Annotated in this window: 21 protein-coding genes; 9 read left to right on the forward strand and 12 right to left on the reverse strand. The window is 72.3% G+C overall.

Annotated elements, in window-relative coordinates; all coding sequences use genetic code 11:
• The first annotated feature begins 14 nt into the window (after positions 1-14).
• Positions 15-1,550 carry an FAD-dependent oxidoreductase gene (locus WBK50_RS21240; RefSeq protein ID WP_341337285.1) on the forward strand — a complete coding sequence of 512 codons (1,536 nt, stop codon included), beginning with the start codon at positions 15-17 and terminating at the stop codon, positions 1,548-1,550.
• A gap of 48 nt (positions 1,551-1,598) precedes the next feature.
• Here the strand turns inward: WBK50_RS21240 and WBK50_RS21245 are convergent, their stop codons facing one another.
• The 3 genes from WBK50_RS21245 to WBK50_RS21255 are packed head-to-tail and all read right to left on the reverse strand — an operon-like array spanning position 1,599 to position 4,857.
• Positions 1,599-2,492 (reverse strand): alpha/beta fold hydrolase, encoded by an 894-nt coding sequence (locus WBK50_RS21245; RefSeq protein WP_341337286.1) that lies wholly within the window; start codon positions 2,490-2,492, stop codon positions 1,599-1,601.
• Complete coding sequence (locus WBK50_RS21250) at positions 2,489-3,337, reverse strand: SDR family NAD(P)-dependent oxidoreductase (RefSeq protein ID WP_341337287.1); 849 nt, start codon at positions 3,335-3,337, stop codon at positions 2,489-2,491. The genes WBK50_RS21245 and WBK50_RS21250 overlap by 4 nt, the downstream gene beginning before the upstream one ends.
• Positions 3,334-4,857, reverse strand: coding sequence for a flavin-containing monooxygenase (locus WBK50_RS21255; protein ID WP_341337288.1), 1,524 nt, complete (start codon positions 4,855-4,857; stop codon positions 3,334-3,336). The genes WBK50_RS21250 and WBK50_RS21255 overlap by 4 nt, the downstream gene beginning before the upstream one ends.
• Positions 4,858-4,961: 104 nt before the next feature.
• Here WBK50_RS21255 and WBK50_RS21260 point away from each other — a divergent pair, with 104 nt between their 5' ends.
• Both WBK50_RS21260 and WBK50_RS21265 read left to right on the forward strand, forming a co-directional pair.
• Positions 4,962-5,987: an AraC family transcriptional regulator gene (locus WBK50_RS21260; RefSeq protein ID WP_341337289.1), complete on the forward strand. Its 1,026-nt coding sequence runs from the start codon at positions 4,962-4,964 to the stop codon at positions 5,985-5,987.
• A gap of 154 nt (positions 5,988-6,141) precedes the next feature.
• Positions 6,142-6,798, forward strand: coding sequence for a hypothetical protein (locus WBK50_RS21265; RefSeq protein WP_341337290.1), 657 nt, complete (start codon positions 6,142-6,144; stop codon positions 6,796-6,798).
• A gap of 93 nt (positions 6,799-6,891) precedes the next feature.
• Here the strand turns inward: WBK50_RS21265 and WBK50_RS21270 are convergent, their stop codons facing one another.
• A complete protein-coding gene (locus tag WBK50_RS21270) occupies positions 6,892-7,293 on the reverse strand; it encodes a hypothetical protein (RefSeq protein ID WP_341337291.1) in 402 nt (133 codons plus the stop codon).
• 477 nt (positions 7,294-7,770) lie between these two features.
• Between WBK50_RS21270 and WBK50_RS21275 the strand changes: the two genes are divergently transcribed.
• Positions 7,771-9,183: a selenium-binding protein SBP56-related protein gene (locus WBK50_RS21275; RefSeq protein WP_341337292.1), complete on the forward strand. Its 1,413-nt coding sequence runs from the start codon at positions 7,771-7,773 to the stop codon at positions 9,181-9,183.
• A 104-nt stretch (positions 9,184-9,287) separates the two neighbouring features.
• Here the strand turns inward: WBK50_RS21275 and WBK50_RS21280 are convergent, their stop codons facing one another.
• Positions 9,288-9,554, reverse strand: coding sequence for a hypothetical protein (locus WBK50_RS21280; RefSeq protein ID WP_341337293.1), 267 nt, complete (start codon positions 9,552-9,554; stop codon positions 9,288-9,290).
• A 103-nt stretch (positions 9,555-9,657) separates the two neighbouring features.
• Between WBK50_RS21280 and WBK50_RS21285 the strand changes: the two genes are divergently transcribed.
• Positions 9,658-9,828 carry a hypothetical protein gene (locus WBK50_RS21285; RefSeq protein ID WP_341337294.1) on the forward strand — a complete coding sequence of 57 codons (171 nt, stop codon included), beginning with the start codon at positions 9,658-9,660 and terminating at the stop codon, positions 9,826-9,828.
• Between the two features lie 45 nt (positions 9,829-9,873).
• Here WBK50_RS21285 and fmdA read toward each other — a convergent pair whose 3' ends face one another.
• From fmdA to WBK50_RS35250, 3 genes are read right to left on the reverse strand one after another with little or no spacing between them, the layout of a single operon-like run.
• A complete protein-coding gene (gene fmdA, locus WBK50_RS21290; RefSeq protein WP_341337295.1) occupies positions 9,874-11,127 on the reverse strand; it encodes a formamidase in 1,254 nt (417 codons plus the stop codon).
• 60 nt (positions 11,128-11,187) lie between these two features.
• On the reverse strand, positions 11,188-11,829 hold the full coding sequence (locus WBK50_RS21295; protein WP_341337296.1) for an AmiS/UreI family transporter: 642 nt from the start codon (positions 11,827-11,829) through the stop codon (positions 11,188-11,190).
• A gap of 52 nt (positions 11,830-11,881) precedes the next feature.
• Positions 11,882-12,160: an FmdB family zinc ribbon protein gene (locus tag WBK50_RS35250; RefSeq protein WP_445942380.1), complete on the reverse strand. Its 279-nt coding sequence runs from the start codon at positions 12,158-12,160 to the stop codon at positions 11,882-11,884.
• 388 nt (positions 12,161-12,548) lie between these two features.
• Here WBK50_RS35250 and WBK50_RS21300 point away from each other — a divergent pair, with 388 nt between their 5' ends.
• Positions 12,549-12,824: a hypothetical protein gene (locus WBK50_RS21300; RefSeq protein WP_341337297.1), complete on the forward strand. Its 276-nt coding sequence runs from the start codon at positions 12,549-12,551 to the stop codon at positions 12,822-12,824.
• Positions 12,825-12,932: 108 nt separating this feature from the next.
• Here WBK50_RS21300 and WBK50_RS21305 read toward each other — a convergent pair whose 3' ends face one another.
• Positions 12,933-13,136: a tautomerase family protein gene (locus tag WBK50_RS21305; RefSeq protein ID WP_341337298.1), complete on the reverse strand. Its 204-nt coding sequence runs from the start codon at positions 13,134-13,136 to the stop codon at positions 12,933-12,935.
• A 413-nt stretch (positions 13,137-13,549) separates the two neighbouring features.
• Here WBK50_RS21305 and WBK50_RS21310 point away from each other — a divergent pair, with 413 nt between their 5' ends.
• Both WBK50_RS21310 and WBK50_RS21315 read left to right on the forward strand, forming a co-directional pair.
• On the forward strand, positions 13,550-14,101 hold the full coding sequence (locus WBK50_RS21310) for an IclR family transcriptional regulator domain-containing protein (RefSeq protein ID WP_341339470.1): 552 nt from the start codon (positions 13,550-13,552) through the stop codon (positions 14,099-14,101).
• A gap of 285 nt (positions 14,102-14,386) precedes the next feature.
• Complete coding sequence (locus WBK50_RS21315) at positions 14,387-15,649, forward strand: MFS transporter (RefSeq protein ID WP_341337299.1); 1,263 nt, start codon at positions 14,387-14,389, stop codon at positions 15,647-15,649.
• Here WBK50_RS21315 and WBK50_RS21320 read toward each other — a convergent pair.
• Positions 15,639-16,139, reverse strand: a complete 501-nt coding sequence (locus WBK50_RS21320; protein WP_341337300.1) for a hypothetical protein — start codon at positions 16,137-16,139, stop codon at positions 15,639-15,641. The two genes, WBK50_RS21315 and WBK50_RS21320, sit on opposite strands and share 11 nt — an antisense overlap.
• An 80-nt stretch (positions 16,140-16,219) precedes the next feature.
• Between WBK50_RS21320 and WBK50_RS21325 the strand changes: the two genes are divergently transcribed.
• Positions 16,220-17,326: a hypothetical protein gene (locus tag WBK50_RS21325; RefSeq protein ID WP_341337301.1), complete on the forward strand. Its 1,107-nt coding sequence runs from the start codon at positions 16,220-16,222 to the stop codon at positions 17,324-17,326.
• A 305-nt stretch (positions 17,327-17,631) separates the two neighbouring features.
• Here WBK50_RS21325 and WBK50_RS21330 read toward each other — a convergent pair whose 3' ends face one another.
• Both WBK50_RS21330 and WBK50_RS21335 read right to left on the reverse strand, forming a co-directional pair.
• Complete coding sequence (locus tag WBK50_RS21330; protein ID WP_341337302.1) at positions 17,632-19,047, reverse strand: APC family permease; 1,416 nt, start codon at positions 19,045-19,047, stop codon at positions 17,632-17,634.
• Positions 19,044-20,327 (reverse strand): primary-amine oxidase, encoded by a 1,284-nt coding sequence (locus tag WBK50_RS21335; protein ID WP_341337303.1) that lies wholly within the window; start codon positions 20,325-20,327, stop codon positions 19,044-19,046. The genes WBK50_RS21330 and WBK50_RS21335 overlap by 4 nt, the downstream gene beginning before the upstream one ends.
• Positions 20,328-20,378: the final 51 nt, after the last annotated feature.

Here is a 20,378-nt window from a genome sequence, read left to right on the forward strand (position 1 = left end):
CCGGCGGCGCCGCGATGCCCTATGCGATCACCCAGACCTGCTGCACCGACGCGTCCTGCGTCGCTGCCTGCCCCGTCAACTGCATCCACCCGACGCCGGACGAGCCGGACTTCGGCACCACGGACATGCTCTACGTCGACCCGCGGACGTGCATCGACTGCGGCGCCTGCGCGGACGCCTGCCCCGTGGACGCGGTCCATCCCGTCGACGCGCTGCGCGGCCCGCTCGAGGGCTACGCGGCGATCAACGCGGAGTTCTACGTGGACCGGCCGTCGTCGCGGGCGACCGGGACCGGGCCGGTGTTCCACGACTGGGGCCCACCGACCTTCGACCGGGCGATCCCGGCCGGGTTCCCGGCGCTCGACGTCGCCGTGGTCGGCACCGGCCCGGCCGGGATGTACGCCGTGCAGGACCTGCTGCTGCACACGAACGCCCGGGTCACGCTGATCGACCGGCTGTCCGTGCCGGGCGGGCTGGTCCGGTTCGGGGTGGCACCCGACCACCCGGCGACGAAGCGCATCGGCGAGACGTTCGCCCGCCACCACACGCACCACCGGCTGCGGATGCGGCTGGGCGTCGAGGTCGGGCGCGATGTCACCGCGGCGGAGCTCGCCGCCGAGCACGACGCGGTGATCTACGCGGTGGGCGCCTCGGAGGCCCGCGCGCTCGGCGTGCCGGGTGAGGACCTGCCCGGGAGCCTCGCCGCCACGACCGTCGTCGGCTGGTACAACGGCCACCCGGAGATCGCGCCGGCGGCCGTCGACCTGTCCGCGTCGCGGGTGGTGGTCGTCGGTACCGGGAACGTGGCCCTCGACGTCGCCCGGATCCTCACCGCGGACCCGGCCGACCTCGCGGGCACGGCGATCGCCGCGCCGGCACTGGGCCTGCTGCGGGACACCGCGGTGCGCGAGGTCGTGCTGCTGGGCCGCCGCGGCCCGGAGACCGCCGCCTACACCCGGTCGGAGCTGCTCGCCCTCACCCGCCGGCACGGCGTCGAGCTGGTGGTCGACGACGAGGACCCGCGCACCGGCCGGGCGATCGACTCGGCCGCGCCGGGCGAGCACGCCGCACTCCTGCAGGGCGTCCGCCGCGAGACCGTCGACTGGTCGGCGCCACCCCCCGAAGGCTCCAGGCGCCTGGTCCTGCGCTTCCACTCGGCCCCGGTCGCGGTGAGCGGGTCCGACCACGTGGCAGGGCTGCGGGTGACCGGTCGCGGCGGCGAGGTGGAGATCCCGGCCGGGCTGGTGGTCCGGGCCGTCGGGCACCGCGGCACGCCGCTGCCCGGGCTGCCCTTCGACGACGCGACCGGCGTCGTCCCCAACCAGGACGGGCGGGTCGACGGGATGCCCGGCACCTACGTCGTGGGCTGGATCAAGCGCGGCTCCTCCGGCGGGATCGGCGCCAACCGGACCTGCGCCGCGGAGACGGTGCGGGCGCTGCTCGACGACGCCGTCGCCCGACGGTTGCCGGCGAGGCCCCGGCGGCGCATCCCGCTGCCCCTGCTCAGCGGACGCGCCCGGGGCCGCCGCCGCGAGCCGTCGGGCCACTGACGCGTGATCAGGGCCCGGCGGTCCCGGGAGGCGCCCGGCGGGGACTGATCAGGTGTTCTGCCCCTCTTGCGCGGCGAGGAAGCGGCGGAGGAGACCGGCGACGTCGTCGGCGCGCTCGATCTGGGGCATGTGGCCGGTGTCGGCGAAGACATGGGACTGCGCGTGCGGCAGCATCGCCCGCGCGGTGCTCATGTGGTGGGCCGGCAGGATCAGGTCCCGATCCCCCCAGAGGAGCAGGGTCGGCTTCGGGTGCCGGGCCACCTCGGCGAGCAGCGCCGAGCGCCAGCGGGCCCGAACCCCGCGGAACGTCCCCAGCTCGCGGGCGGCCTCCAGGAACACCTCGGCGTGGTCGGGTTGCTCCGCCATGCGGAGCGCGTGCTCGATCCGCTCCTCGGTGACGAAGGAGCCGTCGAAGAACAGGGCGCGCTCGGTGCGGCGGGCGGCCTTCCGGTCCGTGCTCTTCAGCAACCGCCGCCCGACACCGGGAATCGCGAGGAGGCGCAGCGCGATGGTGACCTCCTTGCCGAACCCGGCGCTGTTCACGAGCGCGAGGCCGGCGACGCGGTCCGGTGCGAGAGCGAGGATCTGCAGGGCGACGGCACCACCGAGCGAGTTGCCCATGATGTTGACCGGCCGCTGCTCACCCAGCGCGTCGAGGGTGGCCAGCACGCCCTCGGCGAGCGAGCGCAGCGTGACCGGCTCGGGCATCCGCTCCGAGAGGCCGAACCCGGGCATGTCGACGCTGATCACGTGGTGGGCGTCGGCCAGCCGCTCGTGCTGCGGGGCCCAGTCCTCGAGGCTCCGGCCGATCCCGTGCAGCAGCAGCACCGGCGGCTGCGCCGGGTCGCCCGACCGGACGACCCGGATCCGTCGGCCCCGGACGTCGACGAACACAGGGGCGGACGTCCCGCCGGTCTCGGCCGGCACTCTCGTGGCGGTCACGACGCCCGCCGCGCGAGGGCCGCGGTGAGCACCCCGAGCACTCGCCCGTAGGAGGACGGGAGCGCCCGGGCGAGCACGTCGGGGATCTTGGCGCTGGCCGCGATCAGCACGCGCGCCCTGCGGTGTTCGACGCCCGCGAGGATCTCCTCGGCCGCCTTCTCGGCGGGATAGGTGAGCAGCCCGCGGAACGCCCGCTGGTGGCGCTCGACCTCCTCGGTGGAGACGCCCGACCCCACCCGGGCGCTCTCGGCGACCCGCGTGCGGATCCCGCCGGGGTGCACGGTCGTGACTCCGGTGCCGTGGTCGGCGAGCTCGGCGCGGAGCACCTCGCTGAAGCCGCGCAGGGCGAACTTGCTCGACGAGTACGCGGACTGCCCGGCCGGCCCGATCAGCCCGTAGAGGCTGGAGACGTTGACGACGTGGCTGCCCGGTACAGCGGTCAGCGCGGGGAGCAGGGTGTGCGTGAGCAGGACCGGGGCCCGGAAGTTGATGTCCATGACCCACTCGAACTCGTCGAGGGTGAGCTGGTCGAACCGCCCGCCCAGCGCCACGCCGGCGTTGTTCACCAGCAGGCCGATCCGCGGGTGCGCGGCCAGGATCCTCTCGGCGGCTGCGGCCGCGGCGGCGCGGTCCGCGAGGTCGACCACCAGAGTCTCCACGGCGATACCGGGGTGGGCGCGGCGGACCTTCCCGGCGACGGCGTCGAGGCGTTCGGCATCGCGGTCGAGCAGGACGAGGTCGCTGCCCCGGGCTCCGAGCCCGTAGGCCATGTGCTCGCCCATGCCGCTGGCGGCGCCCGTGAGCACCGCCGTCTTCCCGGCGAAACGATAGGGGGCAAGGCTCATGACGCGATCTCCTCCAGTGCGGTCGAGCGGGCGGGCAGCGCGGACCTCGACGTGAACGTCATGTGCCGGCGAAGATCCGCCCGTGCCGTCGACAGGGTGTCGACGAGGTAGTTCTGGCGAACGGCCCACGGGTTGCGCTCGCCCTGCTTGGGGAACCGGTCCGCGGAGCGCAGGACGTAGCTCGACGTCAGGTCGAGCAGCGGGCGCCGGGACTCCCCGGCGGCCGCGGCCGTCGGCACCGCGCTCGCGTAGCCGCGGCGCTCCATGTAGCCCAGCAGCCGGCACACGTAGCGGGACGACAGGTCTGCCCGCAGCGTCCACGACGCGTTGGTGTACCCGATGCAGTACGCGAAGTTCGGCACGCCGCCGAGCATCAGGCCGCGGTAGGCGACGGTGTCCCCCAGGTCCACCGGCCGGCCGTCGACGCTCAGCTCGAGCCCGCCGAACGCGAGCAGGGACAGCCCCGTCGCCGAGACGACGACGTCGGCCTCCAGCACCTTCCCGGACTTCAGCCGGATCCCGTTCTCCACGAACCGGTCGATGTGGTCGGTCACCACCGAGGCGTCGCCCGACCGTATCGCGCGGAAGAAGTCGCCACCCGGGACGACGCAGAGCCGCTGGTCCCACGGCTGGTAGCTCGGGGTGAAGTGCTCGTCGACGTACGCGGCGTCGTCCAGGAACCTCATCGCGACCCCCCGCAGGATGCGCTTCACGCGCTCGGGCCGACGACGGCTGAGCTGGTAGAACGCCTGGGTGAGCGCCACGTTCTTGGCGCGGATCAGGGTGTGCGCGAGCCGGGCGGGCAGGCGGCTGCGCAGCCGGTCCGCGACCTCGTCCCTCGACGGCAACACGGTGAGGTAGGACGGCGAGCGCTGCAGCATCGTGACGTGCGCGGCCTTCTCGGCCATCGCCGGGATCAGGGTGACGGCCGTGGCGCCGCTGCCGATCACCACGACCTTCTTTCCCGTGTGGTCGAGGTCCTCGGGCCAGGCCTGCGGGTGCACGAACTCACCGCCGAACTCCTCGAGCCCGGCGAAAGCCGGCTGGTGGCCGCGCGCGTAGTCGTAGTAGCCGGCGCACACGTAGAGGAACCCGCAGGTCAACGTGCGCTCCTCGGTGCCGACACGGACCCGGACGGTCCAGCGCGCCTCCTCCGACGACCACGACGCGCCGACCACCCGCGTCCCGAACCGGATGTGCGGGGTGATCCCGCCCTCGTCGGCGGTGTCGCAGATGTAGCGGCGGATGCTCTCCCCGTCGGCGATCGACTTCTCACCCCGCCACGGACGGAACGGGTAGCTGAGGGTGAACATGTCCGAGTCCGAACGCACGCCCGGGTAGCGGAACAGGTCCCAGGTGCCGCCGATGGCGTCGCGCGCCTCGAGGAGGGCGTAGCGGGTTCCCGGGCGCTCCTGGGCGAGCCGCCACGCGGCCCCGATCCCCGACAGGCCGGCCCCGACGATGAGGACGTCGAAGTGCTCGACGCCCACCTGCTGGTCGGGCCGTTCGACAGTGGTCACAGACCGGACTCCTCACACGGCGACGTAGACGATCGCTGTCCAGTGTGCGCAGCCCGCCGCGGTAGAACTTGCCCCCAGCCGACAAAAGTTTACCCTCGTGCGACATGCGGTCGATGGTGCGAGCGGCAGCGTTGCGGGGCCTGGAGTCGCTGGTCGACCGCCTCGGTGGCGACGGCGCAGAGCTCCTGCGGCGCTTCCGCGTGCCTCGCGGTGCCCTCGACGCCGAGGACGCGGTGATCCCCTCGGTCACGGCGGGCCGGCTCCTGGAGACCGCCGCCGCCGAGCTCGGCTGCCCGGACCTCGGGCTGCGCCTGGCCGAGCAGCAGAACGCCGACGTACTCGGTCCGCTGGCCGTCGCGATCGAGAACTCGCAGACGATGGGCGACGCCCTGGACTGCGCGTCGCGCTTCCTTTTCGTGCACAGCCCCGCCCTGACCGTGACACTGGTACCGGACCCCCAGGGCATCCCCGGCGTACGCGGGCTGCGCTACGGCAGCACCGAACCCGTACCTCTTCCACCGCAGGCGATCGATCTCGGGCTCGGCCTGCTGCACCGGATCATCACGCTCCTGTACGGCGGGCGGTACGGGCTCCACTCCGTGCACCTGCCCCACGCACCGCTCGCGCCGGTCTCCCGCTACACCGAGTTCTTCGGCGCGGACGTCCGGTTCGGTCGTGACGCCGCCGTGCTCCGTCTCCCTGCCGCCTTCGTCGACACCCCGCTGCAGGGCGGCAACGAGATGCTGCGCGCGATCGCCGTCGAGTTCCTCGAGGGGCACTTCCCCGAGCCGGGACGGTTGGTCGCACCCCGGGTGCGCGCGGCGCTGAGCCAGTCGCTCGGCTCGGCCCAGGTGCGCGTCGACGCCGTCGCCCGTCTGCTGCAGCTGAACCCGCGCACCCTGCAGCGTTACCTCGCCGCCGAGGGCACCACGTTCGAGGCCGTCCTCGACGACGTGCGCCGGCAGACGGCCCACCGGCTGATCCTCCACACCGACCTGCCCTTCTCCCAGGTCGCCGCGATGCTCGGGTTCGCCGAACAGTCGGGGCTGACCCGGGCGGTCAGACGCTGGTACGGGCGACCACCGCGCGAGGTGCGCCGCCGCGGCGACGCCCGCCTCGGAACCCCCTGACCGAGCACGAGCGAGCCCCTGCCGCCGAGGCCGGTCACGGGCACAGCCGGCGGCAGATCGCCCGAACCCGCCCGCGATAGCCCCTTCCCGCGGGCGGCCCCGCCCACCACGATTGACCCCGAACGCCGCCTGCCGCGGCGTCGAGGGGGACAGCGTGGACCCGACCGTCACCTTCTACCAGACGCTGAGCGGCACGAGCTTCACGCTGCTGGGGCTCTGGTTCGGCGTCATGCAGTTCGGGCACGGCAACTGGCGCACAGATCCCGACCGGCACGCGGCGACGCTGCACCTGGCCCTGAAGTTCTTCCTGCCCGGCGTGCTCGGACTCGCCTCGATGCTGGGGACCGCGGGCGACGGCGGGATCGTCTGGCGCACCACCTTCGCCCTCGGCGGGACGATCGGACTGCTGGAGTCCCTCCGCTACGTCCTCCGCACCGGCCGCTCGCGGGTGCCGGGGCGGCGGCTCGCGGTGGCGGACCCGCTGCTCTACGCCCTGGTCGTGGGCGCCGCGTTCGTCCCGGCCGGCACGCTGGCGATCACCCCACTGCAGACCGAGGGCATCGTCACGGGGCTGCTGTTCGTCGCCGGACTGTGCGGGGTGTGGCTGGCGTTCGCCGAGCGGGCGCCGGCGCCCGCCGGCCCGCCGGTACCCACGCCCGCCCCGGCCGGTGCCCCGGGGCCCGCGCCGGCCGGTCCGCCGGTCCCGCGCAGCGCCGCGGGCGGACTGCCGCTGCCCCGGCCCGACCCCCGGCCGGACTCCTGGCCGCCGCGGCGGGGCTCAGACGCGGCGGGACCGCCACCGCCTCGATGACGTGCCGCACCCATGGGTCTGCCCCCGCCGGCCGGCGGGGGCAGACTGGTCGGTGCCGGCGGTCTCGCGCGTGCCGCCGAGCTGCCGGGCCGGCTACTGGCCGCCCTGCCCGCCCTGGTTGACGGCCTTGTCGCAGAACTGCTTCTCGCCCTGGGCGAAGCCCTTGTCGTAGCCGATCGAGTAGCCCTGCGCGTAGCCCTCGTCGAACGGGGAGAGGGCGAAGTTCTGCAATCCGTGCAGCGCCGCCACGGGCCTCTGGCAGTTGTTCCGGGCGTCGTCGAAGCCGTCACGACTGCCGTCCGCGGTGCCCGTGCTGAGGCCGCGCTGGAAGTCCGGCGAGCCGTTGTCGCCTTCCAGCGGCGCGGACATCGCAACCGTGGCGGGAGACTGCGCAGCCGGGGTCTCGGCGAAGGCCGGGGCGGCTCCGCCCACTAGCACGCCGGCGACGACGAGGCCGGTGGAAGCGCGGACGATCTTCTGGGTCAGGGTGCTCATGACTCCTCCTCGAGGTGGGTCGCCGTTCGCGGTCATGCGGTGGCGATGCGTGAAGAGTGCGGCCGGGGGCTTCGTGAAGCGATGGTGCCCTCCCCTGATGCGGCGAGACCATCCCCCGAGTGTCGCGGGACGACCCCCCGAGTGCGGAAGGGTTTTCCTTCGGCCGACGTCCCCGCGCCCGGCACCCGGGGACAGCTCCTCATCACCGAAGTTCCTCATCACCGAAGTCACCGCGGGAGTCGTGCACGACGCGCGGGCACCTGACGGTGTGCGTCCTCACCGGTACCGCCGTCCGCACCTTGACCTGCCACCACCGCCTACGGAAAGGTGGACGGCTCCTCCGGGCGTCCGTCGAGGGGCGGCGGCGACCGGTTCGTGTCGCGTTCTCCGGGGCACAGGACCATGCGGCACCGTCTCGGGCCGCCTCCCGTCCCCGGCGCCGGACCCGCGCGGCCGACGTGCCACAGGGAGGTCGTCGTGAGTGAGCCCAGGATCGACCCGACGTTCTACCGCTCGGCCGCCGAGGCGGCCGCCGCACCACCCGAGGAGCTGGCCTACGTCGTGGCGTTCGACCGGGCGGCCCGGCGCCACGACGCGATGACGGTCGTCGACGTGAACCCGGACTCCGAGACCTACGGCCGGGTGGTCGGCTGGACGGACGTTCCCGGCGTGGGCGACGAGCTGCACCACTTCGGCTGGAACGCCTGCTCGAGCGCGCTCAGGCACGAGGGCCACGACATGAACGGCCTCGCCCGGCGCTACCTGCTCGTGCCCGGGCTGCGCTCCTCGGACATCTACGTCCTCGACACCGTGCCGGATCCGCGGAACCCGTCGCTGGTCAAGACCATCTCCGGCAAGTCGCTCTCCGCGAAGGCCGGCTACTCGCGGCCGCACACGATGCACTGCGGGCCGGACGGGGTGTTCCTGACCTGCATCGGCGGCCCGGAGGGCGACGACGACGGGCCCGGCGGGGTGGCACTGCTCGACCACAGCACCTTCGAGGTGCTGCGCGCCTGGGAGACCGACCGGGGTCCGCAGCACCTGCACTACGACGCCTGGTGGCACCTGAACCGGAACGTGCTGGTCTCGAGCGAGTGGGGCAGCCCCTCGATGATCGAGGACGGCCTGGTTCCGGAGCTGCTGCTCGGCGGGAGGTACGGCCACGCCCTGCATTTCTGGGACCTCGAGCAGGGCCGCCACCAGCAGCGTGTCGACCTCGGCTCCCGATACCAGATGCCCCTCGAGGTCCGCCCGTCGCACGATCCGGACGCGGCCTGGGGCTTCGTCGGCGTGGTGATCTCCACCGAGGACCTGTCCGCGTCCGTGTGGCGGTGGTTCCACGACGGCGAGGAGTGGAAGGTGGAGAAGGTCATCACCATCCCTGCGGAGCCTGCGCACCCCGACCGGCTTCCGCCGGCGCTGAAGCCGTTCTCGGCCGTGCCGCCGCTGGTCACCGACATCGACCTCTCGGTCGACGACCGGTTCCTCTACGTCTCCTGCTGGGGCACCGGGGAGCTGAAGCAGTTCGACGTCTCCGACCCGGCGCATCCCGTGGAGTCGGGGTCGGTGCGCATGGGGGGCATCGTCGAGCGCACCCCGCATCCGGCGCGGCCGGACGTGCCGCTGGCCGGCGGCCCGCAGATGGTCGAGGTCAGCCGGGACGGCAGGCGCGTCTACTTCACCAACTCCCTCTACGGTGCCTGGGACGACCAGTTCTATCCCGACGGCGTGGGCGCCTGGATGGCCAAGCTCGACGCGGAGCCGCGCGGGGGCGGGCTGAGCGTCGACGAGCGCTTCTTCCCGAACGGCGAGGAGTTCCGGGGCCTGCGCGTGCACCAGATCCGCCTGCAGGGCGGGGACGCCTCCTCGGACTCGTACTGCTACCGCTGACACGCGCGGCAGTCCGGCGTCTCCGTGTCAGCCGAGGCATCGGCGATCTCCGCCGCTGCCGAACCGGTCCCGGCGGAGCGGAACGGCCGGAGCAGACGGGTCTGTCAGCGGGACCGGGGGTCAGGTGCGCCGGCCGGGCCCTCCTCGGCCGCGGCGTCCTCCGCGAGAGCGCCGTCGATGAGGGCCTCGAGCTCGACGAAGCTGTGCCGCTTCCCGTCGGTACGCAGCACGACGACGCCGTCGTCGTCCACGCCCGCCTCGGCGAGCGCGCGGGTGATGCCGTGGGCGGCGTGCAGCGCCTCCTTGCCGAAGCGGTCGTACGCCAGGTGCTTCGGGTGGACGGGCTGCTGGTCCGGAGTGTCGTTCGTCACCGCAAGGCCTCCCCTTCGGCACCGGCCGTGACCGCACCATAACCTTCGGTCGTCGACGTTGGCGTGTTGCGGGCTCCCGCCCGCGACCCGAAGGGAGTCGGCCATGTCCTTCCTGGTCGTCACGCATTGGTTCTGCCACTCCTGCGAGGTCGAGGGCAGAGATCCGGAGTCCGACCCGAAATGCTGGAACTGCGGCGGATCGGTCGCCGTCACGGCCCGGCCGACGGTGTCCGTCGAACGACCTCGGGTCGGCGCGAACGACCCGCACGCCTGACGCGGCGCGCGGGTCACGGTCAGTCCGCGCCGGGCGGCCCGACGGTCACGACGTCACGGCACACTGCCCCCTGTCCTGCATCGTCGGTCCGGCCGACGACGGCTTCACGTCGAAGTCGAAGATCGCGGTGGGCAGGTAGAGCGAGCAGCAGGCGTTCGGGATGTCGACGATGCCGCTGATGCGGCCCTCGATCGGTGCCGAGCCGAGCAGCAGGTACGCCTGTTCGCCGGAGTACCCGAACTTCTTCAGGTACTCGACGGCGTTGAGGCACGCGCGCCGGTAGGCGACGGTCGCGTCGAGGTAGTAGTTCTCGTCGGTCTCGCGGTCCACGGACAACCCGATGAAGGTCAGGAACTCCGAGTACCGGGGCTCCACGTTGCCCGGCATGAACACCGGGTTGGTCGTGACCCCGTAGGTCTCCATCCCGCCCTTGATCAGGTCGAGGTGGAAGTCGATGAAGCCTCCCATCTCGATGGCACCGCAGAAGGTGATCTCGCCGTCGCCCTGGCTGAAGTGCAGGTCCCCGCCCGACAGCTTCGCGCCGGGAACGTGCACCGGGTAGAAGACCCGCGAGCCCCGCGTGAGGTTCTTGATGTCGTGGTTGCCTCCGTTCTCCCGTGCGGGAACGGTGCGGGCACCGTCGCGGGCGATCGCCTCGGCGGCCGAACCGCTCGCCGTCCCACCCAGTGTGTTCGCCTCCAGTGGTGGGAGTGCGAGCGGCGGGACGCGGTCCGGGTCGGTCGCGATCAACGCGCGCTCGCGGGTGTTCCAGCGTTCCAGCAGTTCGGCCGAGGGCGCGGTGCCGAACAGCCCGGGGTGCGTGATCCCGGTGTAGCGGACCCCTGGCAGGTGCCGGGAGGTGGCCACCTGACCGGCGAAGTCCCAGATCGCCTTGTACGCGTCGGGGAAGTAGTCGGTGAGGAAGCCGCCGCCGTTGGCCTTCGCGAAGACCCCGGTGTAGCCCCAGCCCTGACCGGGCGCGTCCCCGTACTCCTGCGGAGCCTGGACCGGGCCCAGGTCGAGGATGTCGACGACGAGCAGGTCACCCGGCTCGGCGCCTTCCACGGCGATCGGGCCGCTGAGCATGTGGGCGCGGGTCAGGTCGACGTCGCGCACGTCGTTGGCCGAGTCGTTGTTGCCGATCTGGCCGTCGGTCCACTCCCGGCACTCGACGCGGATCTGCTGCCCCGGCCGGACGGTGACCGCGGCGGGCACGTCCGGGTGCCACCGGTTGTGCCCGGGTACCGCCTGGTCGCGCATCGACTTGGACTGGTCGACGGTGAACACCACATCAGGCATCTCGAATCCTCCTTGTCGGCATTTCGTCGGGACCGCGGTTCTTCGGGCCGGTTCCCGGGGTCAGGCTGTCGCCGCCGGGACGGGGGGCCGGTGGGTCGGGGCCGGAGCGCGGGGGGCCCGTCGGCGTTCGAGCAGGAACAGCCCGCCGAACACGACGACACCGCCGACGACGAGTCCGAGCGCGAGCGCGTTGTTGGTGGGCCAGTAGCCGGTGAGCAGCAGGAACGCCGGGATCGTGGCGGTCACCCAGCTCTCGATGATCGTCACCCAGCCGGTGTAGTGGGCGAGGGACTCGTGCTTGAGTCCGAGCACGACGAAGAACAGCGCCCACAGGAAGGCCCAGTAGAGCCAGATGACGGCGAACGGGCGGTCGTTGAGGAGCCGGAAGTTCACGACCGCGTAGCCCAGCGCGGCGATGGCGACGAACAGCGAGAACCAGCCGACGCCGGTCGTGTCGAGCCCTGCCAGCAGCCCGATACCGACGTAGAGGTAGGTGAAGCCGAACAGGTAGAGACCCGAGGCCGCGAGGACCACCGCGGGTGCGCCGCCGGAGGCGATGATCAGATACGTCGGGGTGATGACCTGCAGCGCGCCGACGAAGAGGTTGATCGGTGCCGCTGCTCTGCCGTCGACGACCCCGATCAACAGCAGGCCGTTGATGAACAGCACCGCTCCGACGTACAACAGACCGACCGTGGCCATCTCGTCCTCCTCCGCTGGAGCCGCTCGCCGACGTCTGACGCCGGTCGAGGGATCAAGGCCGGGGCAGCGTGACGTGGCGGGGGTCGGTAGCGGGGCGCCGGCGGGCGGCCGGCGGAACCGCCGTCGTCACCTCGGGGACGTCCCTGCCGGCCTCCTCACGCCGCCGCAGCCTGCCCAGGCGCCGGTCCATCAGATTGAGCGACGGCGCGGTCCACTGCCGCTTCGACCGTCCGCCGCACGCAGGGCAGCGCCGCGCCGCCTCGGCAGTGCCCATCGGGAGTACGACGATCCACGGACCGCACTCCCGGCACAGGTACTGGTATCGCGCCATCACCTCTCGCCACACGTCTGCGTCCTCCGGAAACCGGCCACAGTAGGCCCGACGATCCGGGCCGGACAGAGCCGGACGACCCCCTTTGCGGTTCGACTGCTCGATTCGCCCTAGGCGGGTCGCGCAGATGCGACGGCCCGACGAGCCGCGCCCCACGTCTCCGAGCGGCGCGCGGCGGGAGCGGCGATCCCGGGCATGGCCTCCGTACGGCCGATGACTCGGGCTCGATTCACCACTATCGTTCCTGGCCGCTGCACTTCCGCCACGCCACCGCGTGCGGCTGTGCGCCCCCGACGCCTCCACATGCGTTGATGCCGACCCCCGCAGCGACCGGTGAGCCCGGACGCTCCTGACCGCCTGTGGGACGTCCTACCGAGGAGAGACAAGCGTGGCAGGTAACACCGACAGCAGGTCGGGCACGGCCGAGCTGCTCCTTCGCGACCCGACGCGCGGGCACGTTCCCGCCGAAGGCGCGGCGATGTTGTCCGAGACGGCTTCCCGTCTCGGATCGGAGTTCAGCGCCGACCCGGACCGGCTGGAGCTCATCAGGGCGGTGGTGGCCCACTGCCATCGCGACCTACAGGGCGCTCCGACGGGGGCGATGCCCGAGCTCGTCGAACGCTCGGCCCGCCAACGCCTCCTGGCCTCGGCGGACGAGACCTGACAGGCACGCCGAGGCGCCGGGCACAGCTGTCGCCGATCCCGGGGCGTGACGGTCCCGGGGCGTGAACCGCCCGATCGGCGGGGCCGTCGGGTCCGCAGGCACCGGTGGTCAGGTGGGTCCGGCCGCCCGCTTCTCGGCGAGGGTGACGTCGCCGTTGGCCCAGTGTGTCTCGGGCACCTCGTTGACGATGACCCGCACGGACTCGCGCGAGGCCTCGACGGACCGAACGACGGCATCGGTCAGTGAGCTGATGAGTGCACGGATGCGCTCGGGGCTCCGGCCTTCGCGCAGGGTGACCTGGATCAGGGGCATAAGTCCTCCTTGTGTGGTTGCCAGGACGGACGCACCGGCCGCCCGGAACGGCCGGAGACCGAAGGAGCCGTCCTTCACAGCCGGCAAGCCGAGGGTGAGGGTGGCGTCGGCTGAGTAGCGGCTACGGCTCCGCCGTGCGCCCCACCCGGCGCCGTCATCTGGCGTCGGGAGCGCCCGGCACCCGGTTCCCCTGCGGCTCCCCCGAGTAACCCGCCGGCGCGTCCTCGCCGGACGTCGGCGTCTCCTGCCGACCGGACGTCAGCTCCCGACCGCGGGTCTCGGGCAGGAAGAAGGCGACGATGAGCCGCCGCGGCGATGTGCGGGTACTGGGGGCTGTTCACCTGGATCCCGAACTACCTCGCCTCGCCGGTGTCGGAGGGTGATCGAGGCCTGGGCGTCCTGTCCTCGACGACCTGGATCGTGATCCTGCAGGCCGGTGCCGCGGTCGGGTTCGGCAGCCCCAGTTCCCCTACAACAGCGCCGCCCAGGGCAAGGTCGCGCTCGCCTTCGCCACGGATCGGCAACGAGCCGTGTGGACCCGGTTGATCAGCGAGAAGCGGACGTCCGAGACCGTGCTGGACCACACCGTCCTGTGGGAGCAGGTGGCCGCTGTGCGCAAGCGGGGCTGGTCATCGGCACCGGAGGAGACCTTCCGCGGCGTCAACGCGGTCGCGGCCCCGGTGTTCGGCACCGGGGGCGAGGTGGCCTACACCCTCGCTCTCGTCGGCTCCATCCACTTCCTGCCCGATCCGCCGCCACCTGAACAGGTGGACGCGCTCGTTCGGACCGCCGTCGGCTCTCGCGCGAGCTCGGCCATCCGGGGCGGGACCGAGCCTGCGAGCCGGTCGTCGCGCTCGACGTCGACACCTCGCTCGAGTACGGCCCGCGGGCGCCACGCGACCTGTCCCGCCACGGGTGCTGAACCGCGTCGATCTACTCCGACCGATTCGGCCACCGGAAGGTGATCATGCTGCCCTCGCAGCGTTCAGCTTCGCGCGCACCCAGGTGCTCGGCGACGCGGGGCAAGGGCCTGGACGGGTAGTCCTGCCCCGAGGCCCGGTGGCCGTCCGGATGTGACGTCGGTACGGCTACCACGGCGCGCGGACTACGGGCGCCGCGGCAGGCGTTGGACGGAGAGTCGCGGCGGGTGACGTCACCCCGCCGCCGTCGCTCCCCCAGTCCGTCGTCTCCCCGGCCGCGGCCGCGTGGCACCGCTGCTCGCCGTGGCGCACTCCGAAAGGTCTCGTCGAATGCGGCTTCGTCTGCCGCCGTCTCTGCGCGCGCTGAAACATCCGAACTACCGTCTCTGGGCCGCCGCCGACCTGGTCTCGTCCACCGGCAGCTGGATGCAGGTGCTCGGGATGAGCTGGCTGGTGCTGACCAGCACCGGGTCCGCGACCTCCGTCGGCCTCACGATCCTGTTCTCGGCCGTCCCGATGCTCACCCTCGGCTCGTGGGCCGGCGCGCTGGCCGACCGGCTACCGACCCGGCCGCTGGCGCTGGTGACCCAGTCGCTGCACCTGCTGCTGGCCGTGGCGCTGGCGCTCATCGCGATACACGGCTCGTCCGTCGAGATGATCTACGTCATCGCCGCGCTCGGCGGGGCGGTCTCCGTGTTCGACAGTCCCGCAATGGGCAAGCTCAGCGCCCAGGTCGTCCCCCGCGAGGACCTGGGCAACGCGCTCGCGCTCGGCTCCGTTCTGAACTCCACCGGCCGCGTGCTGGGGATGAGCCTGGGTGGTGTTCTCGCCGGCCTGGTCGGCAACGCCGCGCTCTTCGCGGTCAACGCCGCGAGCTTCCTGGCCGTCGTCGTGGCCGTGCTGGCCATGCGGACCGGCGCACTGTTCCCGCTCCCGAGGAGCTCGCCGGAACGGGTCGGGGTGCGGGCCGGCCTGCGCTACCTGCTCGGCGACCACCGGTTGCTCGTGCTGTTCGCGTTGGGCTTCGTCCTGTCCAGCGTGGGCCGCAACTACCAGGTCAGCATGGCCGCGATGAGTAGCGGACCGCTGGCGGCCGGCTCCGAAGGGTTCGGCTTCCTCTCCACGGTCTTCGCGGTCGGCACGGTCCTGGGCGGGCTGTTCGCCGCGCACCGCCGGGAGCTGACGCTCACGCTGCTGCTCGGCACGGCGGCGGTGACCAGCGTGCTGCAACTGCTCAGCGGGTTCTCTCCCGGGCTCCTGACGTTCGCGGCCAGCATGCTGCCGATCGCCGTCGGCGCCGTCCTGATCGACACCGTGATGGGTACCCGGGTGCAACTCGACACCGCCGAGGACATGCGCGGACGCGTGATCGCCGCCCAGGGCATGGTGTCCGCCGGCGCCGGCGCGCTGGGCGGGCCGTTGGTCGGCTGGCTCGCCGAGACTCTCGGCCCCGGCCGGGCCCTCAACGTGGCCGGCCTGGTCACCGTCGTCGCGACCGCGGTCGCGACCGTCGCCCTGCTCCGGCTCCGCCGCCGTCGTCGTCAGGAGGCCGAGTCCGTCTCGGCACGGGACACCCTCGAACTCACCGCGTGATGCCGGGTGCGAACCGGCGTGGCTGCCTCACCGCGCCACGCCGGTCACGCAACCGGGTCGACCGGATCACCGCGCTCTGCGCACGTGCGGCGGTGAGGACCCGCGTTGTTCCCGACCGACGACCCACCCGGGGTGGTCGGCGCCTCGGACCGGCGAAGCTCCGGTTCTCCACCGACGCCCACCTCCCCTGCTCGGCCGGCTCCACCGAGAACGGCGGGTTCAGCATGATCTCCGCGGCCTTCGCGTAGGCGGCCTCCAGCAGCCCGGCCGGCTCCACGACATCGGTGACCAGGCCGATCCGCAACGCCTCGTCCGACAGGCATCGCCGACCGGCTTGCCCTGAGGCGCATTTTTGTCGGTGGCGGATGCCACCCTGACGCCGATCACCGACGGGGAGCGTCGCCCCGCCCGGCTCGAGGCCGCCCGCATCCTCGGGCGGCGCGTCGGCGGCGGGGATCTCGAGCCCTCCGGCGAGGACGGGACCGGACATGACACAGGCGGGACGCACGGTGCTGCGGATCGCGGTACCGAACTTTGAATGTCGTGATGCCGGGGGCGGGGGTGAGTCCGTTGTCGTTGACCTTCCAGCTCTACCGCGGCGAGCTGGGGCGATGGTTCCGGTACCGGATGCCGGGTGCCACCATCGTGGCCGAGGAGGTCGCCAGAGCCACGGCCCGGGTGGCCTCGGTCCACCCGCCGCACGGCGCGGAGCTCGGAGCGCGCCACTGGGTCGCGGTCGGCGGCACGTTCGGGGCGCGGATGGCTGCGGTGGTGGAGCAAGCTCCGCCCTATTACGGGTTGTGCGGGCTGGTCGCGGCTCGCCTTTTGACCAGGGCGGCGGCACACCGGATCGCGGCCGGCTTCCCGTCGCACCGGTCGTTGCGGCCCGCCGAGGCTGCTCGCGCGCTGGACTTCCGCCCGACTCCGTGCGGGTGGCGCGACCTGGGCGAACCGTGGCCGGGCGAGGAGCCCGCGTGCTGGGCTGACGTCGCGGTGGGTGAGCTGGCCGAGCGCACCCACCGCTACCACGACCGGTACGCCCCGACCGGGACGATCGGCGTACCCGGGGTCGAGCGCGGCCTGGCCCGTACCTACGGATGGTGGTCGGGGGCAGCGGACATCTACCGGTCCGGGACCATCGGCGCGGATCTCGAGAGGCTGCTGGCCGTCGACGAGCCGACCGTCGAGCAACTGCGGTCCCTCACCTCGGCGGCCGTGGTGGAGGAGACGGCACGCCTGGCCGAGCGGCTGCGGGCCTCGGGCACCCTCGACCAGCTCCACGAGCTCGCCCGGCGGCCGGGGCGAGGAGCGCCACTGGGGCACGCCGGACCGGTGTTCGCGGCGCACTGGGCCGATGGGGATCTGCTGGTCGGGGACACCCTCCTCGACGTCAAGACGGCCATCAGGGTCGACCCGGCGAGTAAGGTCGCGGTGTGGCTGTGGCAGGTCCTGGCCCACGCCTGGCTCGACTCGATCGGTGACCGGTACCGAATCCGCGCGGTCGCGCTCTACCTGTCCCGGCAGGGAGTGCTGGTTCGCTGGCCCGTCGACGAGCTCGCCGCACGGATGCTGACTCGTCCGCGCAGTCGGGGCAGCGGCGTCGACGCTGCGCGGGACGAGTTCCTCGCCTTCGCGGTGGAGATCGCCCGCGCCGAGAGTGCCGTCCTCGACCCCTGAGAGCCCCGGACCCGGACAGGAAGAAGCAACGGGTCGGCCCGAGCGAGTACGTCCCTGACGAGCTCGCCCGCCTCACCGGACGGGGCCCAAACCCACGCGGTCGCTCCTCGCGACACGACTCCGGCTCGGAGATCGGTCGGTGCGGCCGATGATGTGACTTCCATCCGAAGGCCGAGAGCGACCGGGCGTGGCCCGGACTTTCGTGTCGGCGTGAAGCGCCGGCTCGGAAACGAAACCCGTCGCCCCCGGTGGAAGGCTCGCCGGATGACCCCGTGCCAGCATCCCGAGACCGAGCCGGCTTCGGGTCAGGCCTCCGGCTCGGACGTCATCGGTTGGGCCGGGAGGGTCGTCTGCACCGGACCGCGGAGCCGGACGATGGCATACCAGGCGATGCCGAGGACCAGCAGGGCCAGATAGAGGTAGGGCAGGACGTTGTACGGGTAGTCGGGGACCGGTACGAGGTTCTTGTAGGTGACGTAGACGATCGCGGCAGCCGCGGCGACGGCGAGCACCCAGTGGTGGGCGCGGACCGTGTGGTGGCGGCGCAGGAAGATCGGCATGCCGATGGCCATCAGGAGATACGCGGTGAGGTAGCCGAAGGTGCCGATCGTGCCGGTGTAGGCGTAGACCGCCAGCGGCGTCATGCCCACGAGCACCATGACCGCCGGGACCACCACCACGGCCGGCAGCAGGGCGAGGATCGCGACGTGCGGAGTGCGGTGCCGGGCGTGTGCCCGGCCCAGCGCCGGGTGCAGCACACCGTCGTGCGCCACGGAGAACAGCACCCGGGAGGCGGCGTTGATGCTGGCGATCGTGACGGCGAAGAACGACGCGACCACGCCGAGGTCGATCACGTAACGGAACCCGGCCAGTCCCACGCTCCTCGCCAGGTCGTCCATCGGCGCGGCGCTGCTACCGAGCCCGTCCGCGCCGAGCCCGAGGACCGAGGTGTAGGCCGCGAACACGTACAGCACGCCGACGACCACGGCCGAGGTCAGCACGGCCCGCGGGATCGCCCGGTGCGGGTCCTTCGCCTCCGCGCCCAGCGCCGCGGCGCTCTCGAACCCGACGAACCCGAGCACCGCGAGGACGACGCCGAAGGTGATGCCGTCCGACGACGCGCCGGTCAGGCCGATCTGCGCGGTATCGGTCGTCGCGCCGTGCTTGGCGATCGTCACGACGAACAGCACCAGGATCGCCGCGATCGAGGCGATCTCCAGCATCAGACCCACGCGGGTGGAGAGCTTGATCCCGCCCCAGGCGAAGGCTGCCGCGGCCGCACCGGCGATCACGAAGATCACCACCTGGGTGGCGGTCGCCCCAGCCGGGATGCCGACGCCCTCCAGGAGCGCACCGCCGTAGATCCCGACGCCGACCACGCCGATCATCGCGATGAACAGGTAACCGATGACCAACGCCCAGCCGGCTGCGAAGGCGCTGCCGCGGCCGAGGCTCTGCCCGACGTAGTCGTAGAGCGAACCCGCGGACGCGATCTTGGTGCCGAACTGGGCCACGCACAGCCCGATCAGCACCACCGTGACGAGGGCGAGCAGGTAGGACAGCCACGAGCCGTTGCCCGCGGACAGCACGATCAGGGCGGGCCCGGTCGCCATCACCGCGCTGGGCGCGATCGCGGCGACGGACTGGGCCAGTACCTCGACCGGGCCCATCGTCTTGTGGGCCAGGCCGGTCGGGGGCCGGTCCAGCTCGGGTGCGCTCACCGGGGTTCCTGCCCGTCGGTGGAACCGAGCGTCGAGTGGCAGGCCGGCGCGCTCGGGGGCAGGTCGAGCGCGGGGTTGCCGTCGAAGAACCCGACCGGCTTGAGGTGGAACCCGACCCGCGAGGTCGGCATCACCGGCCAGTCCTCGGGACGCACCACGTGGTGGGCGCAGAACGTGTACCAGACGACGACGTCCGCGGACTCGATCGGCCGGTCGGCCGCGACGAACGACGGCAGGCCGTCGGTCCCGCCCCTGTTCTGGTTCGGGTAGTCGCCCGCGGCGAAGCGCTGGGTCTCGTCGTGGGCGGTGACCCACAGGTGCTTGTAGGCGAACCCGGCGCGGTTCCAGGTCTGGGTGCCCTCGCCGGCCATCGGCACCGTGTTCTCGCCGGGCATCAGCTTGTAGCCGACCGGCTCACCGGTCGCACCGACCACGTCGGGGTTGGTGATGGTCCAGTAGCGGGCCTTGAACGGGTCGATCAGCCGGCCGGAGTCGCTCTCCCGGGCCAGCAGGGTCTTACGGGTCCGCCACGCGTTGCCCGTCTCGTTGCCCGGGCCGACCGGGAGCGGTTCGGAGTCGACCTCGTGGACGGAGTTGCGGTGCCCGTCGACGGCCATGTCCAGGCGGACGTTGAAGAAGTGCTGGTGGTGCGGGCCGTACAGGTTCGGCGCGACCAGCGTTCCGTGCCCCGGCCGCTGCCCGTCGGCGACCGCGCCGGTGGAGATGACGCCGGTCAGCTTCACCTCGAACTCGATGTTGCCGTCGTTGTAGAGGTACCAGAAGAAGCCGTACTCGTAGTTGCCGACGGTGGCGTAGCAGGAGATGACGAGCCGCCGGGAGCGGCGGACCTCGGTCTTCTCCGTGCGGAAGTCGGTGTGCTTCCAGCTGACCCCGGCGTCCTCCTCGTGCATGCAGATGGCGTTCGGGATGGTGAGGGGATTGCCGTCGGCGTCGTTCACGACGGCGTCGAAGTAGAAGATCTCGCCGAGGCAGTCGCAGCCGAGCTCGAGGGGGTTGAGCAGGAAGCCGATCCCGTACTCGCCCTCGTCGAAGACGTTCTTGAAGCGGTGGGTGGGGGCCGGGTCGCCGTAGGGGATGTACATCTCGGACATCGACGCCCGGTGGATCACCGGACGGAGCCGGCCGCGGTCGGAGTAGCCGACGGTGTGCAGCACGAGTCCCTCGCGCGGGCTGAATCCCACCCGCAGGCGCCACTTCTGCCAGCTCACCTCGCGCCCGGAGACGGTGAAGCTCGGGCCCTCGGGCTGGGTGATCTCCAACGGGCGGACGTCGTCGCGGAAGCTCGGTGAACTCGGGCCGGTTGCCCGGCC

The organism is Pseudonocardia sp. T1-2H (assembly GCF_038039215.1).
GTDB lineage: Bacteria > Actinomycetota > Actinomycetes > Mycobacteriales > Pseudonocardiaceae > Pseudonocardia.